This is a genomic window from Pseudomonas sp. SIMBA_067 (genome assembly GCF_046534675.1).
Classification (GTDB): domain Bacteria; phylum Pseudomonadota; class Gammaproteobacteria; order Pseudomonadales; family Pseudomonadaceae; genus Aquipseudomonas; species Aquipseudomonas putida.
This window is the reverse complement of sequence record NZ_JAWRYH010000001.1, coordinates 661,561-679,407: the sequence shown is the minus strand read 5'-3', so window position 1 is coordinate 679,407 and position 17,847 is coordinate 661,561. Positions and strand designations below refer to the sequence as shown.

General features: G+C 64.3%; 18 protein-coding genes. 8 read left to right on the top strand and 10 right to left on the bottom strand.

Annotated elements, in window-relative coordinates; genetic code table 11:
- Positions 1–83: 83 nt before the first annotated feature.
- The gene (locus SB765_RS03175) at positions 84–1,475 is read right to left on the bottom strand and encodes an LLM class flavin-dependent oxidoreductase (RefSeq protein ID WP_410930922.1); all 1,392 of its coding nucleotides are present in this window, start codon (positions 1,473–1,475) and stop codon (positions 84–86) included.
- Positions 1,476–1,490: 15 nt separating this feature from the next.
- Complete coding sequence (locus SB765_RS03170; protein WP_016499388.1) at positions 1,491–2,471, bottom strand: aliphatic sulfonate ABC transporter substrate-binding protein; 981 nt, start codon at positions 2,469–2,471, stop codon at positions 1,491–1,493.
- A gap of 195 nt (positions 2,472–2,666) precedes the next feature.
- Here SB765_RS03170 and SB765_RS03165 point away from each other — a divergent pair, with 195 nt between their 5' ends.
- Complete coding sequence (locus SB765_RS03165; protein ID WP_341798689.1) at positions 2,667–3,548, top strand: hypothetical protein; 882 nt, start codon at positions 2,667–2,669, stop codon at positions 3,546–3,548.
- Here SB765_RS03165 and SB765_RS03160 read toward each other — a convergent pair.
- Positions 3,545–4,429 carry a DMT family transporter gene (locus SB765_RS03160; protein ID WP_341798690.1) on the bottom strand — a complete coding sequence of 295 codons (885 nt, stop codon included), beginning with the start codon at positions 4,427–4,429 and terminating at the stop codon, positions 3,545–3,547. The genes SB765_RS03165 and SB765_RS03160 overlap by 4 nt on opposite strands.
- A gap of 170 nt (positions 4,430–4,599) precedes the next feature.
- On the opposite strand from SB765_RS03160, the gene SB765_RS03155 reads away from it, so the two are divergent.
- A complete protein-coding gene (locus tag SB765_RS03155; protein WP_016499391.1) occupies positions 4,600–5,271 on the top strand; it encodes a TetR/AcrR family transcriptional regulator in 672 nt (223 codons plus the stop codon).
- Between the two features lie 7 nt (positions 5,272–5,278).
- Here the strand turns inward: SB765_RS03155 and SB765_RS03150 are convergent, their stop codons facing one another.
- Complete coding sequence (locus SB765_RS03150) at positions 5,279–6,286, bottom strand: GlxA family transcriptional regulator (RefSeq protein WP_341798691.1); 1,008 nt, start codon at positions 6,284–6,286, stop codon at positions 5,279–5,281.
- A 159-nt stretch (positions 6,287–6,445) separates the two neighbouring features.
- On the opposite strand from SB765_RS03150, the gene SB765_RS03145 reads away from it, so the two are divergent.
- Together SB765_RS03145 and SB765_RS03140 are read left to right on the top strand one after the other, a co-directional pair.
- Positions 6,446–6,916: an FAD/FMN-containing dehydrogenase gene (locus SB765_RS03145; RefSeq protein ID WP_410930921.1), complete on the top strand. Its 471-nt coding sequence runs from the start codon at positions 6,446–6,448 to the stop codon at positions 6,914–6,916.
- A 112-nt stretch (positions 6,917–7,028) separates the two neighbouring features.
- Positions 7,029–7,241 carry a PLDc N-terminal domain-containing protein gene (locus tag SB765_RS03140; RefSeq protein WP_016499394.1) on the top strand — a complete coding sequence of 71 codons (213 nt, stop codon included), beginning with the start codon at positions 7,029–7,031 and terminating at the stop codon, positions 7,239–7,241.
- Positions 7,242–7,285: 44 nt separating this feature from the next.
- On the opposite strand, the gene SB765_RS03135 is transcribed toward SB765_RS03140, so the two are convergent.
- Entirely contained in the window at positions 7,286–7,612 is a 327-nt protein-coding gene (locus SB765_RS03135) for a hypothetical protein (RefSeq protein ID WP_341798693.1), read from the bottom strand.
- Between the two features lie 189 nt (positions 7,613–7,801).
- On the opposite strand from SB765_RS03135, the gene SB765_RS03130 reads away from it, so the two are divergent.
- Positions 7,802–8,212 carry a RidA family protein gene (locus tag SB765_RS03130; protein ID WP_341798694.1) on the top strand — a complete coding sequence of 137 codons (411 nt, stop codon included), beginning with the start codon at positions 7,802–7,804 and terminating at the stop codon, positions 8,210–8,212.
- A gap of 100 nt (positions 8,213–8,312) precedes the next feature.
- The gene (locus SB765_RS03125) at positions 8,313–9,185 is read left to right on the top strand and encodes a DMT family transporter (protein WP_410930920.1); all 873 of its coding nucleotides are present in this window, start codon (positions 8,313–8,315) and stop codon (positions 9,183–9,185) included.
- On the opposite strand, the gene SB765_RS03120 is transcribed toward SB765_RS03125, so the two are convergent.
- On the bottom strand, positions 9,182–9,901 hold the full coding sequence (locus SB765_RS03120; RefSeq protein WP_341798696.1) for a TorF family putative porin: 720 nt from the start codon (positions 9,899–9,901) through the stop codon (positions 9,182–9,184). The two genes, SB765_RS03125 and SB765_RS03120, sit on opposite strands and share 4 nt — an antisense overlap.
- An 81-nt stretch (positions 9,902–9,982) precedes the next feature.
- Entirely contained in the window at positions 9,983–10,234 is a 252-nt protein-coding gene (locus SB765_RS03115) for a hypothetical protein (RefSeq protein WP_410910341.1), read from the bottom strand.
- A gap of 205 nt (positions 10,235–10,439) precedes the next feature.
- Here SB765_RS03115 and SB765_RS03110 point away from each other — a divergent pair, with 205 nt between their 5' ends.
- Both SB765_RS03110 and SB765_RS03105 read left to right on the top strand, forming a co-directional pair.
- Positions 10,440–11,819, top strand: coding sequence for a DUF3300 domain-containing protein (locus SB765_RS03110; protein WP_410930919.1), 1,380 nt, complete (start codon positions 10,440–10,442; stop codon positions 11,817–11,819).
- Complete coding sequence (locus SB765_RS03105) at positions 11,816–12,709, top strand: DUF2950 domain-containing protein (protein ID WP_410930918.1); 894 nt, start codon at positions 11,816–11,818, stop codon at positions 12,707–12,709. Before SB765_RS03110 ends, SB765_RS03105 begins: the two co-directional genes overlap by 4 nt.
- A 9-nt stretch (positions 12,710–12,718) precedes the next feature.
- On the opposite strand, the gene SB765_RS03100 is transcribed toward SB765_RS03105, so the two are convergent.
- The 3 genes from SB765_RS03100 to SB765_RS03090 all read right to left on the bottom strand — a co-directional run bounded on the left by SB765_RS03100 (position 12,719) and on the right by SB765_RS03090 (position 17,666).
- Positions 12,719–13,675, bottom strand: a complete 957-nt coding sequence (locus tag SB765_RS03100; protein WP_197899044.1) for a helix-turn-helix domain-containing protein — start codon at positions 13,673–13,675, stop codon at positions 12,719–12,721.
- Between the two features lie 147 nt (positions 13,676–13,822).
- Positions 13,823–15,907, bottom strand: coding sequence for a hydantoinase/oxoprolinase family protein (locus SB765_RS03095; protein WP_410930917.1), 2,085 nt, complete (start codon positions 15,905–15,907; stop codon positions 13,823–13,825).
- Positions 15,900–17,666, bottom strand: a complete 1,767-nt coding sequence (locus SB765_RS03090) for a hydantoinase B/oxoprolinase family protein (RefSeq protein ID WP_410930916.1) — start codon at positions 17,664–17,666, stop codon at positions 15,900–15,902. The genes SB765_RS03095 and SB765_RS03090 overlap by 8 nt, the downstream gene beginning before the upstream one ends.
- Between the last annotated feature and the right edge of the window lie 181 nt (positions 17,667–17,847).

Sequence of the window (17,847 nt, the reverse complement as noted above, 5' to 3'; positions counted from 1 at the left end):
CTCCCCGTGCCGTGAACCGCACCGGCCGGTGCGGCGCAGGGGATGTGGCAACAGAATAGGGTCGAGCGCGCGCTATCCACAAATTAAATGTTGGAATACCCGGTATTTGATCGCTGAATGTCTACCTGGCGTCCGGCGTGCTGTTCCGGCAGCCGATCGCCTTGGCCGAACAGTTTGTGGCGCAGGGTGCCTTCGGCGTAGCCTGACGGGTAGCGGCCGCGGCGTTGCAGCTCGGGCACCAGCAACTCGACCACGTTGGCCAGGTCGTCCGGCTGCACGGCGTAGGTCAGGTTGAAACCGTCGATGCCGGTCTGGTCCAGCCAGCTTTCCAGCTGGTCGGCGACCTCGCTGGCGGCGCCTACCAGTACCGGGCCGCGACCACCCAGGCCAACGAACTCGGCGGCCTCGCGTACAGTCCAGCGGCGGTTCGGGTCGGCGGCGGTAAACGCGGCCAGGGCGGCGCGGCCGGCGTCGTTTTCGACGTATTCGATGGGCGCATCGGGGTCGAGGCCGCCAAAATCGATGCCGGTCCAGCCCGACAGCAGCGCCAGGGCAGCATCCAGGTCGACATAGCGACGGTATTCGGCGAAGCGGGCCTCGGCCTCTTCCTTTGTAGGGGCGACGATCAACAACGCCTGGGCATAGATCAGCACTTCATCACGACCTCGCCCGGCGGCTTCGCTGGCCTGGCGAATGCCGTCGGCGTAACGGCGCAACACGGTGGGGGTCGGGCCGCTGATGAACACGCATTCGGCGTGGCGCGCGGCAAACTGCTGGCCGCGTGCTGAGGCGCCGGCCTGGAAAAGCACCGGCGTGCGCTGCGGTGACGGCTGGCACAGGTGCATGCCTGGTACCTGGAAGTGCTCGCCCACATGGTTGATAGGGTGCACCCGGGTTGGCTCGATGTAGCGCCCGCTGTCGCGCTCCAGCAGCACCGCGTCGTCGTCCCAGCTCTTCTCCCACAGCTTGTACAGCACCTGCAGGTATTCCTCGGCCAGGTCGTAGCGCTGGTCGTGGCCCAGCTGACGCGCCAGGCCAAGGTTGCGGGCGGCGCTGTCGAGGTAGCCGGTGACGATGTTCCAGCCGACCCGGCCATTGCTCAGGTGGTCGAGTGTGGACATGCGCCGGGCGAAGGGGTAGGGGTGCTCGTAGGTGAGCGAAAAGGTGACGCCAAACCCCAAGTGCTCAGTGACGCCGGCCATGGCTGGCACCAGCAGCAGCGGGTCGTTCACCGGTACCTGCACGCCACCGCGCAAGGCAGCATCAGGGCCACCCTGGTAGACGTCGTAGATGCCCAGCACATCGGCAATGAACAGGGCGTCAAACACGCCGCGTTCCAGCAGGCGGGCCAGGTCGGTCCAGTAGCTCAGGCGGTTGAAGGCCACACTGGTATTGCGTGGGTGGCGCCACAGGCCGGGGGACTGATGGCTGGCGGCGTTCATGCTGAACGCGTTGAAGCGGATCGGGCGGGGCATGTCAGTGCGCTCCGCTCAAGGCAACACGGAAGCCGGGTAGACCGCGTCGGCCACCTGCAACTTGTGTGGAATCAGGCCCAGGCCCTGGAAGGTGTCAGCCAGTTTTTGTTGTTCGGCGACGATCTGCGGGGTGATGGCCACGGCGTTGTAGTTACGGCGCTCGCTGGCCACCTCAAGCACGTTGGCGTTGATGCCCAGCTGCGGGGCGAGCAGTGCGGCGACCTCTGCAGGCTTGGCGTTGGCCCACTGGCTGACTTTGCCCAGTTCGGTAAAGAAGGTTTTCAACAGCGCACGGTGCTGGTCGGCATAGCTGGCGGTGGACAGGTAGAAGGTGCGGTTGTTGGACAGGCCGCTGCCGTCACGCAGGTTTTTCAGGCCTGGCTGGCTTTCTGCTGCAGCGAGGAACGGGTCCCACAGGGTCACGGCCTGCACGCTACCCGACTGCAAGGCGGCCACGGCATCGGCGGCATTGTTCACGTAGGCGGGGGTGATGTCCTGGTAACTCAGGCCGGCCTGTTCCAGCGCGACGGCCAGCAGGTACTGGGCATTCCAGCCGCGGCCAGTGGCTACGCGTTTGCCTTTCAGGTCCTGCACGCCGGCCACATGGTCCTGCTCGCGTACCACCAGGCCGATGCCGCGTGGATAAGGCTGCTCGGCGGCCAGGTACACCACCGGTTTGCCGGCCGCCTGGGCGAACACCGAAGGTGCGTCGGCGGCGTGGCCGAGGTCGATGGCGCCGGTGCTCAGGGCTTCGAGCAACTGCGGGCCGGCGGCAAATTCGTGCCAGCTGACCTTCACGCCTTGCGGGGCCAGGGCCTTTTCCAGCGCGCCGCTGCCTTTGAGGATGTTGATGCTGTTGAACTTCTGGTAACCGATGCGCAGGGTCTTGGCGTCGTTGGCCAATGCTTCGGACCAGGGCAGCAGGGCACTGGCGACACTGGCCAGCAGGCCGCCGATCAGCAGGCGACGAAGCGGGGAGAAGGCACGGATTGGCATGGGGTTGCTCCTTGAAACCGGGTGGGAAGCGATGCGCCCAGACTAAGGAGGTGGCGTTTGGCTTTCAATTTTTATATTCCGTTTCGTTAGATTGTTTTGTTATTTTTATATCCTTTTGTTTTTTAACGCTTTGCCTTCTTCGACATTTTTTTCACATTCGCTTGCTAGCATCCCCGGCATTCCAAGGAGCCCTACATGCCGCAATTCCTGCGCAAGCGCAGCACCCGCATCGCCCTTACCGCCACTACCGGCGTGCTCACCGCCACCTTGGGTTTCTTTGCATGGCAGAGCTTCTACCCGGTCCAGGCCGCCTCCGGCTGGGATGTCGAGGTGCTGCATCGTGATGTGGCCAAGGCCGCATCGCTTTTGCCGCAAGCGGATGGCAGCCTGCTGGTCAGCCGCGAGCTGGATGATGGCCGCGGCAGCATCCTCAAGATCACCGCGACCGGCGACCGTGTCGTGGTGGTCGACAATCTTTCCAAGCCCGATGGCATGGTCGCGGCACAAGGCGGATGGGTGTTCAGCCAGGAAGGCGGTCAGGCGCCTGTGAGCCTGGCCCGCGATGGCCAGGTTACCCACCTGTTCGACGGTGAAAGCGTGCAGGGCCTGTGGAATGACGGCAACCACCTGTATGCCATCGAAGACCGCAAGGGCAATGGCCGCCTGATGCGTTATGACTGGGCCAGCGGCCAGCTTGATGTGCTGCGTTCCGGCCTGACCGAAACCGAAGGCCTCGCCCGCTGCAACGACGGCCGCTTGCTCTACACCGAAAAAGCCAATGGCAAGGTTCGCGCCCTGTCTGATGATGGCAAGGACCCGGTGGTGGTCGACGGGCTGCGCAACCCCACCTTCCTGTTCTGTGACCAGCGTGGCCTGTGGGTCAGCGAAGACAACACTCACCGCGCACGTTTGTTGCTGATCGGTGCCGACGGGGTCCAGCACACCATGCTGACCTTCCTCAAGGCGCCGCAGTCGATCGTGGCGGACGGCAAGGGCGGCTACCTGTTGGCCGAAGGCGGGCGTAACCGCGTGCTGCACCTGACGCCGCCACCAGCGCACGACACCGCCCAGCGTTAGCTGGGCAGGCGCCGCTTGCGCGCTGGCAGCAGGCCCAGCACCAGCATGCAGCCGAGCAGAATCACCAGGCCACCCGCCGCCTGTAACAGGCTGAGGGCTTCATTGAGAAACAAGGCGCCCACCAGTACCGCCACCAGCGTGACCACGAATTCCACGCTAATGGCACGGGTGGCGCCGATCCGTGCCACCAGGCCGAAGTACAACACGTAGGTGGTGGCGCTCATCACTGCGCCGCTGATCAGCAGGTAAAGCCAGTCGCCTGCTTGTGGCAAGCTGGGCACCGGTACCACCAGCAATAGCGGCAGGGTCAGCAGCCCGCCAGCCAGGAACGCGCCGCAGGTGACCGTCCACGGGTCCTGGCCGCGCAGATGCAGGCTGGCGTAGTTGCTGCCGTAGGCGGCACTGATGGCGCCAAGCAGCGAGGCGATGCAGCCGTGGATGAAGTCGTCATCGACCGCGCGGGCCGGAAAACCGACCAACATGGCGATGCCGGCAATGCCCAGCAGCAGCCCGGCCAGGCCTTGCGGGGTTATTTTCTCCAGCCCCCAGACCCGCCCGATCAGCATCGAGAACAGCGGAATGGTGGCGACAAAAATCGCCGCCATCGCCGTACCGATGCGTGGGGTGGCGTACGACATGCCGATCAGTTGCCCGGCCACCGTGGTCGCGCCTACCACCAGCAAGGGCAACAGCAGCGGGCGCAGGCGCAGTGGGCGGCCCAGCAGGGCTGCGAGGGCCGCCAGGGTGCCGCTGGCAATCAGTGCCCGCAGGCTGACCGCGCCCACCCAGCCAAAGGCATGCACCACTTTGAGCAACACCAGGAACGAAAAGCCCCAGGCGATGGCCAGGAACATATAGGCGGCGAGGTCGCGCGGTTGCATGAGGCAGGATCCATCCAGGGCAGGGGCAGGCAGGCTAGCGGGTTGCACGGCGCGATATCAAGGCCGGCCACCCGCAATGCATTATGGCTACCCGACCAACAGCGTGCTTCCCTGCATGGCTGCGCTCGCGGATAATCCCCCGTATTCCAATAAATCGCCTGTGAGTGGGTATGAGTGATTCCGTAGTGAGCCTTGGCCAGCCTGAAACTGAAGGGGGGCGCAAAACGCGCAAGAACAACCCCGAGAAAACACGCGAGGACATCCTCCAGGCAGCCATCAACGAGTTCGTCCAGCAAGGGCTGGCCGGCGCGCGCGTCGACGCCATCGCCGAGCGCACCGCTACCTCCAAACGCATGATCTACTACTACTTCGGCAGCAAGGAGCAGCTGTACTGCGAATGCCTGGTGAAGTTGTACGGCGATATCCGCAAAACCGAGCAAAGCCTGGACCTGGAGTCGTTACCGGCTGAGCAGGCGATCCGCCGGCTGGTCGAGTTCACCTTCGATCACCATGACCGCAACGTCGATTTCGTGCGGATCATCTGCACCGAAAACATCCATTATGGCGAGTACGTCAAGCAGTCGCCGGCGATTCGCGAAATGAGCAGCCTGGTGCTCGAAGCCCTGGGCAACACCCTGCGCCGTGGCGTGCAGGAAGGCGTGTTTCGCGCCGGCATCGAGGTGATCGACCTGCACATGCTGATGAGCTCGTTCTGCTTCTACCGGGTGTCGAACCGCCACACCTTTGGCGAGATCTTCCAGATCGACCTGTCTGATGACCAGGTCAAACTGCGCCACAAAGCCATGATCTGTGACGCCGTCTTGCGCTATATCTGCGCCTGAACGCCGCTTACTCGCCCAGCCGTTGCTCGCGTGACGGCGGGTAGCCGAAGTACGCCGCATAGCACTTGCTGAAGTGCGACACAGAAACAAACCCGCAGGCCACTGCCACTTCCATCACTGACAAGTCCGAATACTGCAGCAGCCGGCGGCTTTTGGTGATGCGCAGCTCCATGTAGTAGCGCCGTGGCGAGGTGCCCAGCTGAGCCTGGAACAGGCGGTCGATCTGCCGGCGCGAGCGCCCGCTGTAGGCGGCCAGCTGGTCGAGGCTGAGGGTTTCCTCCAGGTTGTTCTCCATCAGCTCGACGATGGTGCGCAGGTGCAGGCTCATGGACTTCTTCGCCCCTGGGCCAACCTGGCGGTAGCGGGCGCCGGAGAACGACAGGATTTCCTCCACGCCTTCGGCCAGCCCGTCGCCATACAGCCGGCGTACCAGGCCCAGCATCAGCTCCATGGCACCATTGGGGCTGGCGGCGCTGAGGCGGTCGCGGTCGAGGGTGAAGCTGGCAGGGGTGATGCGGGTTTGCGGGCTGCGCTCGGACAGGCTGGCGCGCTGCTCGGGGTGGATACTGCAGCCATAGTCGTCCAGCACCCCGGCGCGGCCAAGGAACCAGGCACCGTTCCACAGCCCGCCCAGGGCCATGCCGTGGGCGGCGCAGTCGTCCAGCAGGCGGTCGAGTTCAGGGTACTTCAGCGGGGTGCGCAAGCCGCCGCAGATCACCAGCAGGTCCAGATCTTTCAGCGCCCCGGCGGACAGCTCGGTGGCCACCAGTTCCAAACCCAGGTCGCTGGTCACCCGGTCGCCATCCATCGACAGCGGGGTGAACTGGAAACTGTCGGCGCGCAGCAGGTTGGCCGTGACCAGCACGTCCATGGCCACGGTGAAGCTGGCCATCGAGAAATGTTCGAGCAGGACGAAATCAACCCGATAGGGGGCCTGGGCATTGGCGCTGGTGGATTTCAGCCGCAGCATGTTGCTGGTGCTGGTCTTCTTGCTGAACTGACGTGGCGTGGGCACTCTGGACTCCGCTTCCTGGCTGGCTCGCAGAGTGTGGCGGGTGGCCGGAGGAAAGACAATGTTCCGGGTGGGTGTGTCGTATTTCAGGTCGTGTTCAGGCAACCTGTCTGGCTTGGCCTATTGCCGCCATGTTGCCCCCTGTCACTGAGGACGCCCTTGATGAAGCACGCCATTGCCCTGTTGTTCAGCCTGCTGCCGCTGCTGGCCAATGCCCTGGAACCGGGCGAGAAGCTGGCCCCGTGGACGCTGCTCGACCAGCACGACCAGGCCTACAGCCTCGATACCCGCACGCACATCCTGCTGGTAGCCCGCGACATGGACGGTGCCAAGCTGGTCAAAGCGGCGCTGGGCGAGCAGCCCCGGGGCTACCTGGAAGCGCGTGATGCGGTGTTCGTTGCCGACATCCAGCGCATGCCGGCACTGATCAGCAACCTATTCGCCATTCCGGCCATGCGCGATTACAACTACCGGGTGCTGCTCGACCGGGAAGGGCGCGTGGCCAGCCGTTATTCCGGGCAGGATGGCCAGGTGCAGTGGTTGCAACTGCGGGAGGGTGTACTGGTGAGCCAGCATTCTTTTGCCGATGCCGCGGCGTTGAAGGCGGCGCTGGAGAACGCGCCGCAGCATTGAGGGCGGTCGCGCTCCTACAACGGTTCGCAATGCCATACTGGTAGCCAAATCAATCTGAACCCTCAACGCTGTCGGTAACCCAATGCATTACATGCCAAACGGGAGAGCGCTCATGGAAATAGGAACGATCTGGATCATCATCGCAGCCTTGGTCATCCTGCTGGAAATCTGGGCCATCTGGCACATCATCGGCAGTGACCGGCGCGCCGAGCGCAAGATGCTGTGGATTGTGTTTGTCGTCTACGCACCATTCCCGGGGCTGTTGTTCTGGGCCTGGCGCGGGCCGCGGGCGGTGAAGGGCAGGGCGGTCCTGCAGGAAAAATGAGGGCTTCCGGCATCTGGCGTGGGGGCGCCTGATGCCGTCGATGTTCACTTGGGCAGGATCTGGAAGCGAATGGCTGGGCCCAGCCCATCAACCATCATGCAGCCGTAGAATTTCACGGTCGACAATACCCGCAGCTGTTTGAGCGCTTCGTGGATGTAATCGTGCAGCAGTTTTTCAGCTTCGCGCTTGCGGTCTGCGAGGGTGGTGCTTTTAAGCGTGATCATGCCGAGCAGGGTGGTTTCGATCTGCTCGACGGTGTCCAGGCCGAGCTTCTCGCGCAGGTGCAGGCGTGCCTGCGCGGCATCGGCTTCATCGTGGGCAGGGTTGTGCGGCTTGATGGTATAGGCCAGCTGAAAATCATAATTGCTCATGCGCTTTTCCTTGTGACGTACAGGCCTCCATGCCGGGTCTTGCAATCTACTGCCTGCCGGCCGCGGCGCAAACATACGCGTGGTTCAAGCATGGCAATGGATTGTGCGAAATGTCCTACCCCGCGCTTGACCTCGAGTTAACTTAAGGTCCGATACTGCGCCACTCTTCCAACCGAGTGAGGGCTTGTCGTGACCCAATCAACCGCATTTCAGTTGAGCAACCCTGAAGGCCTGTACGATCCCAGTGGCAATGCCTATTCCCATGTCGCCGAAGTGCGCGCTGACAGCCGCTTGCTGTTCATCGCCGGCCAGGGCGGGGAAGACAGCAACGGCCAGTTGCCCCCGCTGTTCGCCGAACAGGCCCGCCAGGCGCTGGCCAACCTTGAACTGGCCCTGGCGTCCAAAGGCGCCAGCCTGGCCCAGGTGTTCAAGCTGACACTGCTGATTGTCGAGCACTCCGAAACGCGCCTGCGCCAATGGGTGGCTGAGGCCGACAGGGCCTGGGGCCCGCACATGAAACCGGCCTGCACGCTGATCCCGGTACCCCGGCTGGCGCTGGATGGCATGCTGGTGGAAATCGAAGCGGTGGCAGCGCTTTAGCGCTGAGTGATGCGGCGGTGGCCCCTTGGAAACACTTTGTTGTATATCGGTACACGCATGGCCGCTATAACAACAATATTCCCTCAGAGTTGACCACACCATGAGCACCGGCACCACCACACTGACCGACCGCAAGGCCAAGGCCTGGTTCTGGCCGGCGCTCTTCAGCCTCATGGCCTTCGCCGCCAACTCGGTGTTCTGCCGGCTGGCGCTGAAGGACGGGGCCATCGACCCGGCTTTGTTTACCGTGGTGCGCCTGGCCAGTGGGGCGTTGTTTCTGCTGCTGTTGATCCGCCTGCGTAAACCTGCGCTTGGCATTGGCGGCAGTTGGCGCGGTGGCTTGGCCCTGTTCCTCTACGCATTCCTTTTTTCTGCGGCATACCTGCAGCTGGGTGCAGGTGCGGGGGCATTGCTGCTGTTCGGCGCAGTGCAGATCACCATGTTCGGCTTTGCCTGGTACAAAGGTGAGCGCATCACCGCCCGCATGCTGCTGGGCATGTTGATTGCTTTTGCCGGCCTGTTGGTGCTGTTGTTGCCCGGTGCAGCGGCGCCACCCTTGGCCAGTGCCTTGCTGATGGCCCTGTCTGGTATGGCCTGGGGCGTGTACACGTTGCTGGGCAGGGGCTCGCCCAGGCCGCTGGCCGATACCGCAGGCAATTTTGCCCGCAGCCTGCCTTGCCTGGCCCTGCTGCTACCGGTGCTGTTGCTGGGCACCGGCCCGCACCTCACGCTGCTGGGTTTGTTGTATGCCTTGGGCTCCGGCGTACTGGCCTCAGGTGCGGGCTACGCCGTGTGGTACGGCGTGGTCAGGCAGGTGAGTGCGCAGCAAGCAGCGACCATGCAGCTTAGTGTGCCTGTGATTGCCGCACTGGGCGGTGTTGTCCTGATTGGCGAACCGCTGTCGTTGCGCTTGCTGATCGCGTGTGTGGTGGTGCTGGGCGGTATAGCCCTGGCGCTGGCACCACGGCGTTAGAAGAAACTGCGCTGCGCCTTGAGCGTGACCACACTGTCGCAATAGGTGTTGATGCCCGAATAGGCATCGCAACCGCCGCCACTGAGATTGGAGTTGCTGTAGATCAGGTTAAGGTCGATGCCCAGCCAGGGCCGCGACAGTTCCAGCGACCAGTCGGAAAAGGCATTTACCTGGCTGCCGTCGCCAATGGTGAACGGCGTGCCCAGGCGATGATGGGCCAGCTTGACGGTGAGGTCGACATCGAACAGGGGCAGTTCGCCGAAGTCGGCGAACAGGGTGCCGGTGCGGTTATCCGGGTTGTCGCGCAGCGCGCCACCGAAGCGATTGCCCAACAGCGAGATGCCACCGTACAGGGCATAGCTGTCGGGGCCTGCAATAGTCGGCTGGCTGTAATGGATCAACCCCACTTCATAGCCCAGGCTGTTGTCGAATTGGTGCTTGTAGCCCAGGTAGCTGTCCAGGCGCAGGGTCGAGTTGGGGGTGACGCCCATGCTCGGGGCGTACTGGCCCAGGTACCACCCACTGGGGTGGCTGAAGTCGAGACCACCGTGGAATGCGCCGACGGCACTGGGTGAGATAAGGCCTTGGGCCATGCTGCGCGAGGGTGTGGTGCCGAGTGTGAAGTCGAAGTCGCCCAGTTCGCGTTTTATCTGCTGGGCCATCAACACTGGGCTGAACAGCAGTGCAGCACTCAGCAACAGAAAGGGCCTGGTCATGGTCTCCGTCCTGGAAGGCTTGCGGTTGAGCGGTAGAGGATACCTGCGCAGGTGGAAGGAGGGAACCTTTGCCTGGCCCGCTCAGCCTTTGGTCGAAGGGTCTGCGTCGGCGGCTTCGGTCACCACGGGCAGGTTGCCGGCACGTTGTATCACCCGGCGTTGCTGCTCGTAGTCGTCCAGCGACAGGCCGCGGCGCTGCAACGCTTCCAGTTGCAGTTGGCGGGTTTCTTCAGCGCTGTAGGTGCGCAGTTCAGGGTGATTGGCACAGCCAGCCAGTACGGCAATGCTGGTAGCGGCCAGGGCAGTGAGGAAAAGGCGGGCCTTGGTGTTCATCGAGCAGCTCCGGAATGCAGGGGATTCGCCAGGTTCGAATCGATGGAGCTAGCTTATTTAGCGGGGGCGATCAGTAGAAATTGCCTTGTTCGATAGTCACTATTGACGCAAGCATCAGTGCTAAAAGTTTGCACGCTCGCCGCTGGTCAAAAGCACCGCCATTGCTACCCTTAACCCACGCGATCTGACCTGTTGGGGATAAGCGATGCGCATGCCATTGTTTGCTTTGCTGTCGGCGCTGATGTGCCTGAACGCCGCGCCCGGCCCTGCGCTGGCGCAAGACGTACCAGCCCCCGACCCAGCTCCGCAAACCGGCACGGTCGCGGCCAAGACCCCGGTGTTCACTCAAGAGCAGCTGGACCAGATGCTGGCGCCGGTTGCGTTGTACCCCGATCCGCTGCTGGCGCAGGTATTGATGGCCGCCACTTACCCGGGGCAGGTGAGCGAAGCTGTGACCTGGTCCAAGGCCAACCCCAAGGCGTCGGGCGATGACGCCGTCAAACAGGTCGCGAAGCAGCCGTGGGACCCGAGCGTACAAGCGCTGGTCGCCTTCCCGCAGCTGCTGGCGACTTTGGGCCAGGACCCGGCGTGGGTGCAGCGCCTGGGTGATGCGTTCCTGGCGCAGCCCGACGATGTCATGGGCGCGGTACAGCGCTTGCGTCACCAGGCACAGGCGGCCGGCAACCTGCAAAGCAACCAGTACCAGAACGTGACGGTGCAGGCTGCCCCGGCAACACAGGCTTCCAGCAGCGCCCCATCCACCATCATCATTCAGCCTGCCGAGCCGCAAGTGGTGTACGTGCCCAGTTACAACCCCACCACCACCTATGGTACCTGGGCCTACCCGGCCTCACCGCCCGTGTACTACCCGCCGCCGCCGATGTACTACGCCGGTTCCGCGCTGGTGGCCGGCCTGGCCTTCGGTACCGGCGTGGCGGTCGTCGCCTCGTTGTGGGGCGACTGCGACTGGGGCAACAATGACATCGACATAGACGTCAACCGTTACAACAACATCAACGCCAACAACCGCATCACCAACAACCAGAACAAATGGCAGCACAATGCCGCCAACCGCGAAGGGGTGCCTTACCGCGATGCCCGCAGCCGCCAGCAGTATGGCCGCCAACTGGACGGCGCCACCCAGCGCACCGCCTTCCGTGGCGACGACGCCCAGCGGGCGCAGGCCCGGGACAAGGCCCGGGCCTCGATGGACCGCGCCGGCATGGAACGGCCGGCCGCCGACAACCGCCAGGCACGCCAGCAAATGCGCGAGGCGCAGGCCGGCAATTCGGTCGGCAACCGCATGCAACCCCGTGGCGACAATGCCAGAGCAACTGACCGTCGCCAGGAACCACGCAATGCCCAAGGCCGGCAGGTGGCACAGAACCGGCCGGCCAACAGCGCCGGCCGGGCGCGTAACAATGCCTTCGACGGCGTGGGTTCGCCGTCGCGCACCAGCCTGCATGCCAACCGCGGTCGTACCAGCCAGTCGTTTGCCCAGCGGCCCAATGCATCACGCGCCGCCGGCCACCAGATCTCCCGGCCCAGTGCGCCAATGCGTCGCGGCGCAGGAGGCCGTCGATGAAACGTTCAGCCTTTGCAGCAGTGCTGCTTGCGGCAGGCTTGGCATGGGCTTGCGTGTCGGCTGCCCAGGAAGCCTTCCCGACACCGGAGCAGGCCGTGGAGTCCTTCGTCGCGGCCCTGGGCGCGCAGAAGGCTGATGAAGCCCGCCTGGCCCAGTTGCTGGGTGATGACTGGCGCACCTACATTCCGCGTGGCGGTGTGCAACGCAGCGACGTGGACACGTTTCTGCAGCAGTATCACGCGCAGCACAGTATCGACAGGGCAGGCGAGGGCAAGGCCATCCTGGCGGTGGGCAACGCTCACTGGACCTTGCCCATACCCTTGACCAAAAGCAGCCAGGGCTGGCGCTTCGACCTCAAGGCCGGCAGCGCCGAAATTCGCGCCCGGCGCATCGGCCGCAACGAGCTCGGCGTTCTGCAGTCGCTGCTGGCCTATCACGATGCGCAAATGGACTACGCCACCCAGGACCACAACGGCAACGGTGCCCTGGAGTACGCGCAGAAAATCTTCAGTGAGCCTGGCAAGCATGACGGCTTGTACTGGGACGACGATGGCGACGGCCAAGTCAGCCCGCTGGGGCCGCTGTTCGGCCAGGATGTGGTTGGCGATGACTGGTATGGCTACCACTTCCGCATCCTCGACGCACAAGGCCCGTCCGCCCCCGGTGGCGCCTACAGCTACCTGATCGGCAACCAGATGAGCCGTGGCTTCGCCATGGTCGCCTGGCCGGCCAGGTACGACGACACCGGGGTGATGAGCTTCATGATCAGCCACGACGGCCAGGTGTTCGAAAAAGACCTCGGGCCACACGGCGACAGGCTGGCCAAGGAGATGAAGCGCTTCGACCCGGATGACAGCTGGAAGGTGGTGGATGTGGCAGCGGGGGATTGAGCCCGCAAATCACTGCAATCGTGCAGCCCTGACTTCTCGCGCCGTGCACCCGTAGTGCTGGCGAAACGCCCGGGTGAATTGCGCCTGGTCGGTAAAACCCCAACGGAATGCCAACTCGCCGATGGCCAGGTGGCAATGCGGGTCGCGCAGTTGGCGGTGCACGGCTTCCAGCCGCTGTTGGCGCACCCACTCGCCAAGGGTGTAGGGTGTGATCGCGAACAGCTTGTGCAGGTAGCGCAGCGACAGCCCGCAGGCGCTGGCGATGGTTTGTGGCGACAGTTCGGGGTCGCCCAGATGTTGCTGCACATACTGCTCGACCCGTGTCAGGTGCAGGGTGCTGAGGTTATTGCCTTCACTGCCCAGTACTCGCTCATCCTGCTGCAGGGCCAGCAGCAGCGTGGCCGAAGCCTGTTCCAGCAGTAAATGCCGGGCAGCGGCCGGGCTGGCGTCGAAATGGCGGGCACACAGGTCCAGTTGCTCTACAAAGATGCGCCCCAGGCCCTGGCTGGCATCGAAGCAATGCCGGGTATAGCGCTTGTGCCCGAGCAGGTTGGCCTTGAGTGCCCGCTCGGGCAGCTTGAGCACCCACAGGTCGTTCTGCGTGCCGTAATGGAAGCGGTAAGGCGCATCGCCGCGCTCGACGATGAACCCGCCCGGGCTGCAACTGAGCGGGTGGCCTTCCTGTTCGAAGTGCACTTCGCTGCTGCGCGGCACGGTCACCAGGTAGAACGCCTCATGGTCCTGGCCAACGTGCGCCTTGCTGCGCGAGTAGCCCAGCGGGCTGGAGCGCAGGCGTGAAAGGCTGAGTGGCGTGCTGGGCGTGCTCCAGCGCTGCAGGTGGCCATCGAATGGCTGCTCGCTGGCAAACTCCAGGCTCAACGGGAAATAGGTTTCACTGATGGCTTCGGCCCAGCGCGCCTGGCGCTCCGGCTGTGCCCAGCCGTGGGTCGAGATTTCTGTGGGCATGGTGGGTCCTTTTTCAAAGAGGGCAGCATTGAAAAAAGGAACTGCAGGCAAGCTACTCAAGCAGCTCTTGTTATTGTGCAAACCGCCCGGCAGCGCAAGGCTGCCGGGCGGCTTCAGGCCCATGATCGGCGCACGCCGACCGTTTGATCAAGCCCCGCGTGTCACCCGGTAGGTGGCCGAAGGCTCCAGGCGCGCCTGCCAGCCGGGGGGCAGGACGATGTTGGTGGTGTCTTCCTCGATGACGCACGGGCCATGCACCGTCTGCCCCGGCAGCAGGCGGTTGCCGTTGAACACCGGCGTGGGCTGCCATTCGCCCTCGGCACTGAACAGCATCGGGCGGACACCTTCCGGGGCAGGCGCGGGTGGTTGGGCCGGCCCCTGCAGCTCGGGTTGTGGCGGACGCGGCAGGTGACCAATTACCGAACACTCCAGGTTCACCAGCTCCACCGGGCTGTCGGGCTCGCTGTACGAGTACAGGGTCTGGTGGCGGCTGTGGAAGCGGCTGATCAGTGCGGCCAGGCCCGCGTCATCCAGTGCATGCTGCTGCAGCTCCACGCTGCATTCATGGATTTGCCCCAGATAGCGCATTTCCAGGGTGTAGTGGCAGCTGCTGGCCTGGTCGCCAAAACCGTCTTCACGCAAGTTTGCCAGGCCTTGTTGACGCAGCTCGGCAAGGGCCTGGTTGAGCTGCGCCAGGTTCACGTGCCCGGCGTCCAGCCGCATCGACAGGCTGGTGAGCTGGTCGTAGCGCACGTCGGACAGGATCTGGCCGAACGCGCACAGGCCTGAGGCCACCTTGGGGATCAACACGGTCTGCATGCCGATTTCTTCGGCCAGGCGCACCACGTGCATGCCCGCTGCGCCACCAGCGCCGATCAGGGCGAAGTCGCGCGGGTCGTGGCCGCGTTCGATGGACACGCGGCGAATGCCGTTGACCATGTTCAGGTTGACCAGGGTGGTGATGCCGAATGCTGCGCGTTCCACGCTGATACCTAACGGTTCGGCGATCTTGCTGCGGATAGCGTCCAGTGCGGCCTGGCGGTTCAGGCGGATGCTGCCGCCCAGTAGTGCGCCGTCGGGCAGGTAGCCCAGCGCCAGGTTGGCGTCGGTTACCGTGGGTTCGCTACCCCCTTTGCCATAGCACACCGGCCCAGGCATGGCACCAGCGCTGCGCGGGCCGACCTGGAGCATGCCGAGCTCGTCCAGGTGGGCAATGGAGCCGCCGCCGGCGCCCAGGGTCTCCACCTGGATCATCGGCACGCCGATGCGCTGGCGCAGGAAGTCGACGTCCTTGCTGAAGTTGGTACGGCCGGCGTTGGTCAGGGTGATGTCGAACGAGGTGCCGCCCATGTCCACGGTGATGACGTTATCGATACCGAACGGCCTCGCCACCGCCAGGCCCGCCTGTGGCGCCGAGGCGGGGCCGGAGTTGATTGCATTGACGGCGCGCTCGCGCATCAGGTGCCCGGGCGCCAGGCCACCGTTGGACTGGAAATATCGCACTGGCTGCTGCGCGCCAAGCTCCTGGAACAGGCTGTCGATGCGCGCCACATAGCGCGCCATCACGGGGCTGAGGTAAGCGTTGACCACGGTGGTGGAGGTGCGGGTGTACTCGCGAATCTGTGGGAACACCTCGCAGCCGGTGCAGACGAACACCCCGGGCAGGGCGGCCCGTACCAGCTCGGCGGCCCGCTGCTCGTGGCTGGGGTTGCGCACCGACCACAGGAAGGAAATGGCCACGGCCTGCACGCCTTCGGCACGGAAGTAGTCGATGGCGTCATGAATGGCGCGCTCGTCCAGCGGGCTGTGCTCACGTCCATCTCCGAGGATGCGGCCACCTACCGGGCGGCGCAGATGGCGTGGGGCAAGCATGTGTGCCGGCGGATAATGAGCGTCGTAGCGGTGGCCTTCCTCCTTGTGACCCAGGCGGATTTCCAGGCTGTCCTCGTGCCCGTCGGTGCACAGCAGGCCCACCTTGACCCCGGTGCGCTCGATCAGCGCGTTGAGGGCCACCGTGGTGCCGTTGATGCACAGGTCGCAGTTGGCGATCAGCTCGGCCGGGCTGCGCCCGGTGGCGTCGGCGATCTGCGCCAGGCCGGCGCGAATGGCCAAGGTGCCATCCTGCGGCGTGGACGGGGCCTTGAACAGCTGCACGCCGCCGTCGCGGTCGGCCAGGATGAAATCGGTGAAGGTGCCGCCGGCATCGATGCCCAGGCGATATTGATTACGCATGATGGTTCTCCGGGCAGCGCGGGGCGCGGGCAAGGCGGGTTGCGGTTTCGTCGAGGCGGCCATCGTCATCGAGGACCACGCCATACTCCAGGGCTGCCCCTTGTGGCGAGACCAGGCCGTTGCGCACATCCTCCAGTACGGCGGTGACCGGGCGGCGCAGCGGGTCGCCGTAGCCACCGCCCCCCGGGTTGATGTTGATGATGCGTTCACCGGGTTGCAGGGTGAGCATCGGGTTTTGCGTATAGTGGTCTTCGCTACCGTCGACGTGGCGGTGGATCAGCCGGCCCAGCTTGGGTTCGAGCAGGGCATTGCGTGCCCCGGCGGCACCGGCGGTGGGCAGCTGGCGGCCTTCGCCGAAGCCGACCACAGTCATGGCGTGGTCAAGCGGTTCGATCTCCAGGCGGGTGCCCGAACCACCGCGCAATTCACCGGCGCCACCACTGTCGGCCATCAGGCTGTAACGGTGGATCAGCACCGGATAGGCGTGTTCGAGCAGTTCGATGTCGCCGCTCATCAGCGCCCCGAAGCAGCACAGCGGGCCGCAGGCGTGCCAGCCATCCATCACCTGGTTGGCACCGGCACCGGAAATGATCGAGGCCAGCACCATCGTCACGTACTCGCTGTTGCCGTTGCGCGGGTCGTGGCCGGCGATGTTGATGCCGCTGGTGTGCCCCCAGGAGGCCGTTACCCGCTGTGGTGAGGCTTGCTCCAGCGCGGTGCGCACGGCATCGGCCAGTGTTTCCATCGGCGTGGTGGTGCAGTTGACATGGGGCGCCGGTTCTTCGGCGTTGCACAGGGTTCCCCTGGGCCCGACATCGACCGTGACGCAGCGGTACAGGCCTTCGTTGTAGGGCGGTGCCACCTGGGCGAACATCATCAGCCCCAGGTATACGCCCGATACCGAGTTGCCCTCGTAGGAGTTGATGAAGTACGGCACTTGCGGCGGGCTGTCGATACGCACGTGGGCCTGGTCACCACGTATCTGCACATGGGCGGTGATGGCCAGTTCGCCAAGGCCGTGGCCGGCATCTTCAAGAACGGCGGTGCCGCTGTAGTCACCGTCCGGCACATCGCGCAAAAGCGCGCGCATGTGCCGGTCGGCCATGTTCTTCAGCTCGGCAATGCAGGCACGTACTTGGGCCACGCCGTACTTGTCCAGCAGCTCCAGCAAGTGCCGCTCGCCGACCTTGCAGGCGCCGTACTGGGCATTGAGGTCGCCTTCCTGATAGGGGCGGGCGCGCATGTTGGTGAGCATGAAGTTGATCACGTCTTCGCGGCGCTTGCCCTTTTCCCACAGTTTGACCGGTGGGATGCGCAGCCCTTCGGCGTAGATTTCCTTGGCGTCGGGGTTGTAACCGGCGGGTACAGGGCCGCCGATGTCGGTCAGGTGGCCTTTGCACACGGTCCAGAACACCAGTTCCCCCTGGTAATACACCGGCTTGTACATGCAGCAGTCAAGAATATGGCTGCCCTTGTAGGCGGGGTCGTTGTGGTAGATCACGTCGCCTTCGGCGATGTCTTCGCCGAAGAACCCGGCCACGCATTTCATGGCCGGGATCAGCGAGCCCAGGTGGATGGGGATGTCCTGGCCTTGCAGGATCATCTCCGGCAGGTGGTCGAACAGCGAGTTGGAGTAATCGTGGGCCAGGTTGAACACACTGGAGCGCCCGGTCTTTTCCAGGGTCAGGGTCATTTCGCGCTGCGCTGTCTCCAGCGCACCCCGGACAACCGCAAGGGTGATCGGATCTACTGTCTGCATAGGTCACCAACGTTTGTTCTTGTGCTTTAGGTGCGTGCCGCGGCGGGGCGGCGCGTGGTGACAGGCTACGGGGCAGGGCGGGGGGAAGGCTTGTCGCTGGGTGTACTGGTTGTTGTGTTCTGGCGCACTACGGGGTCGCTCCCACAAGAGAACGCGACCCCCTGCAGGAGCGGCCTTGTGC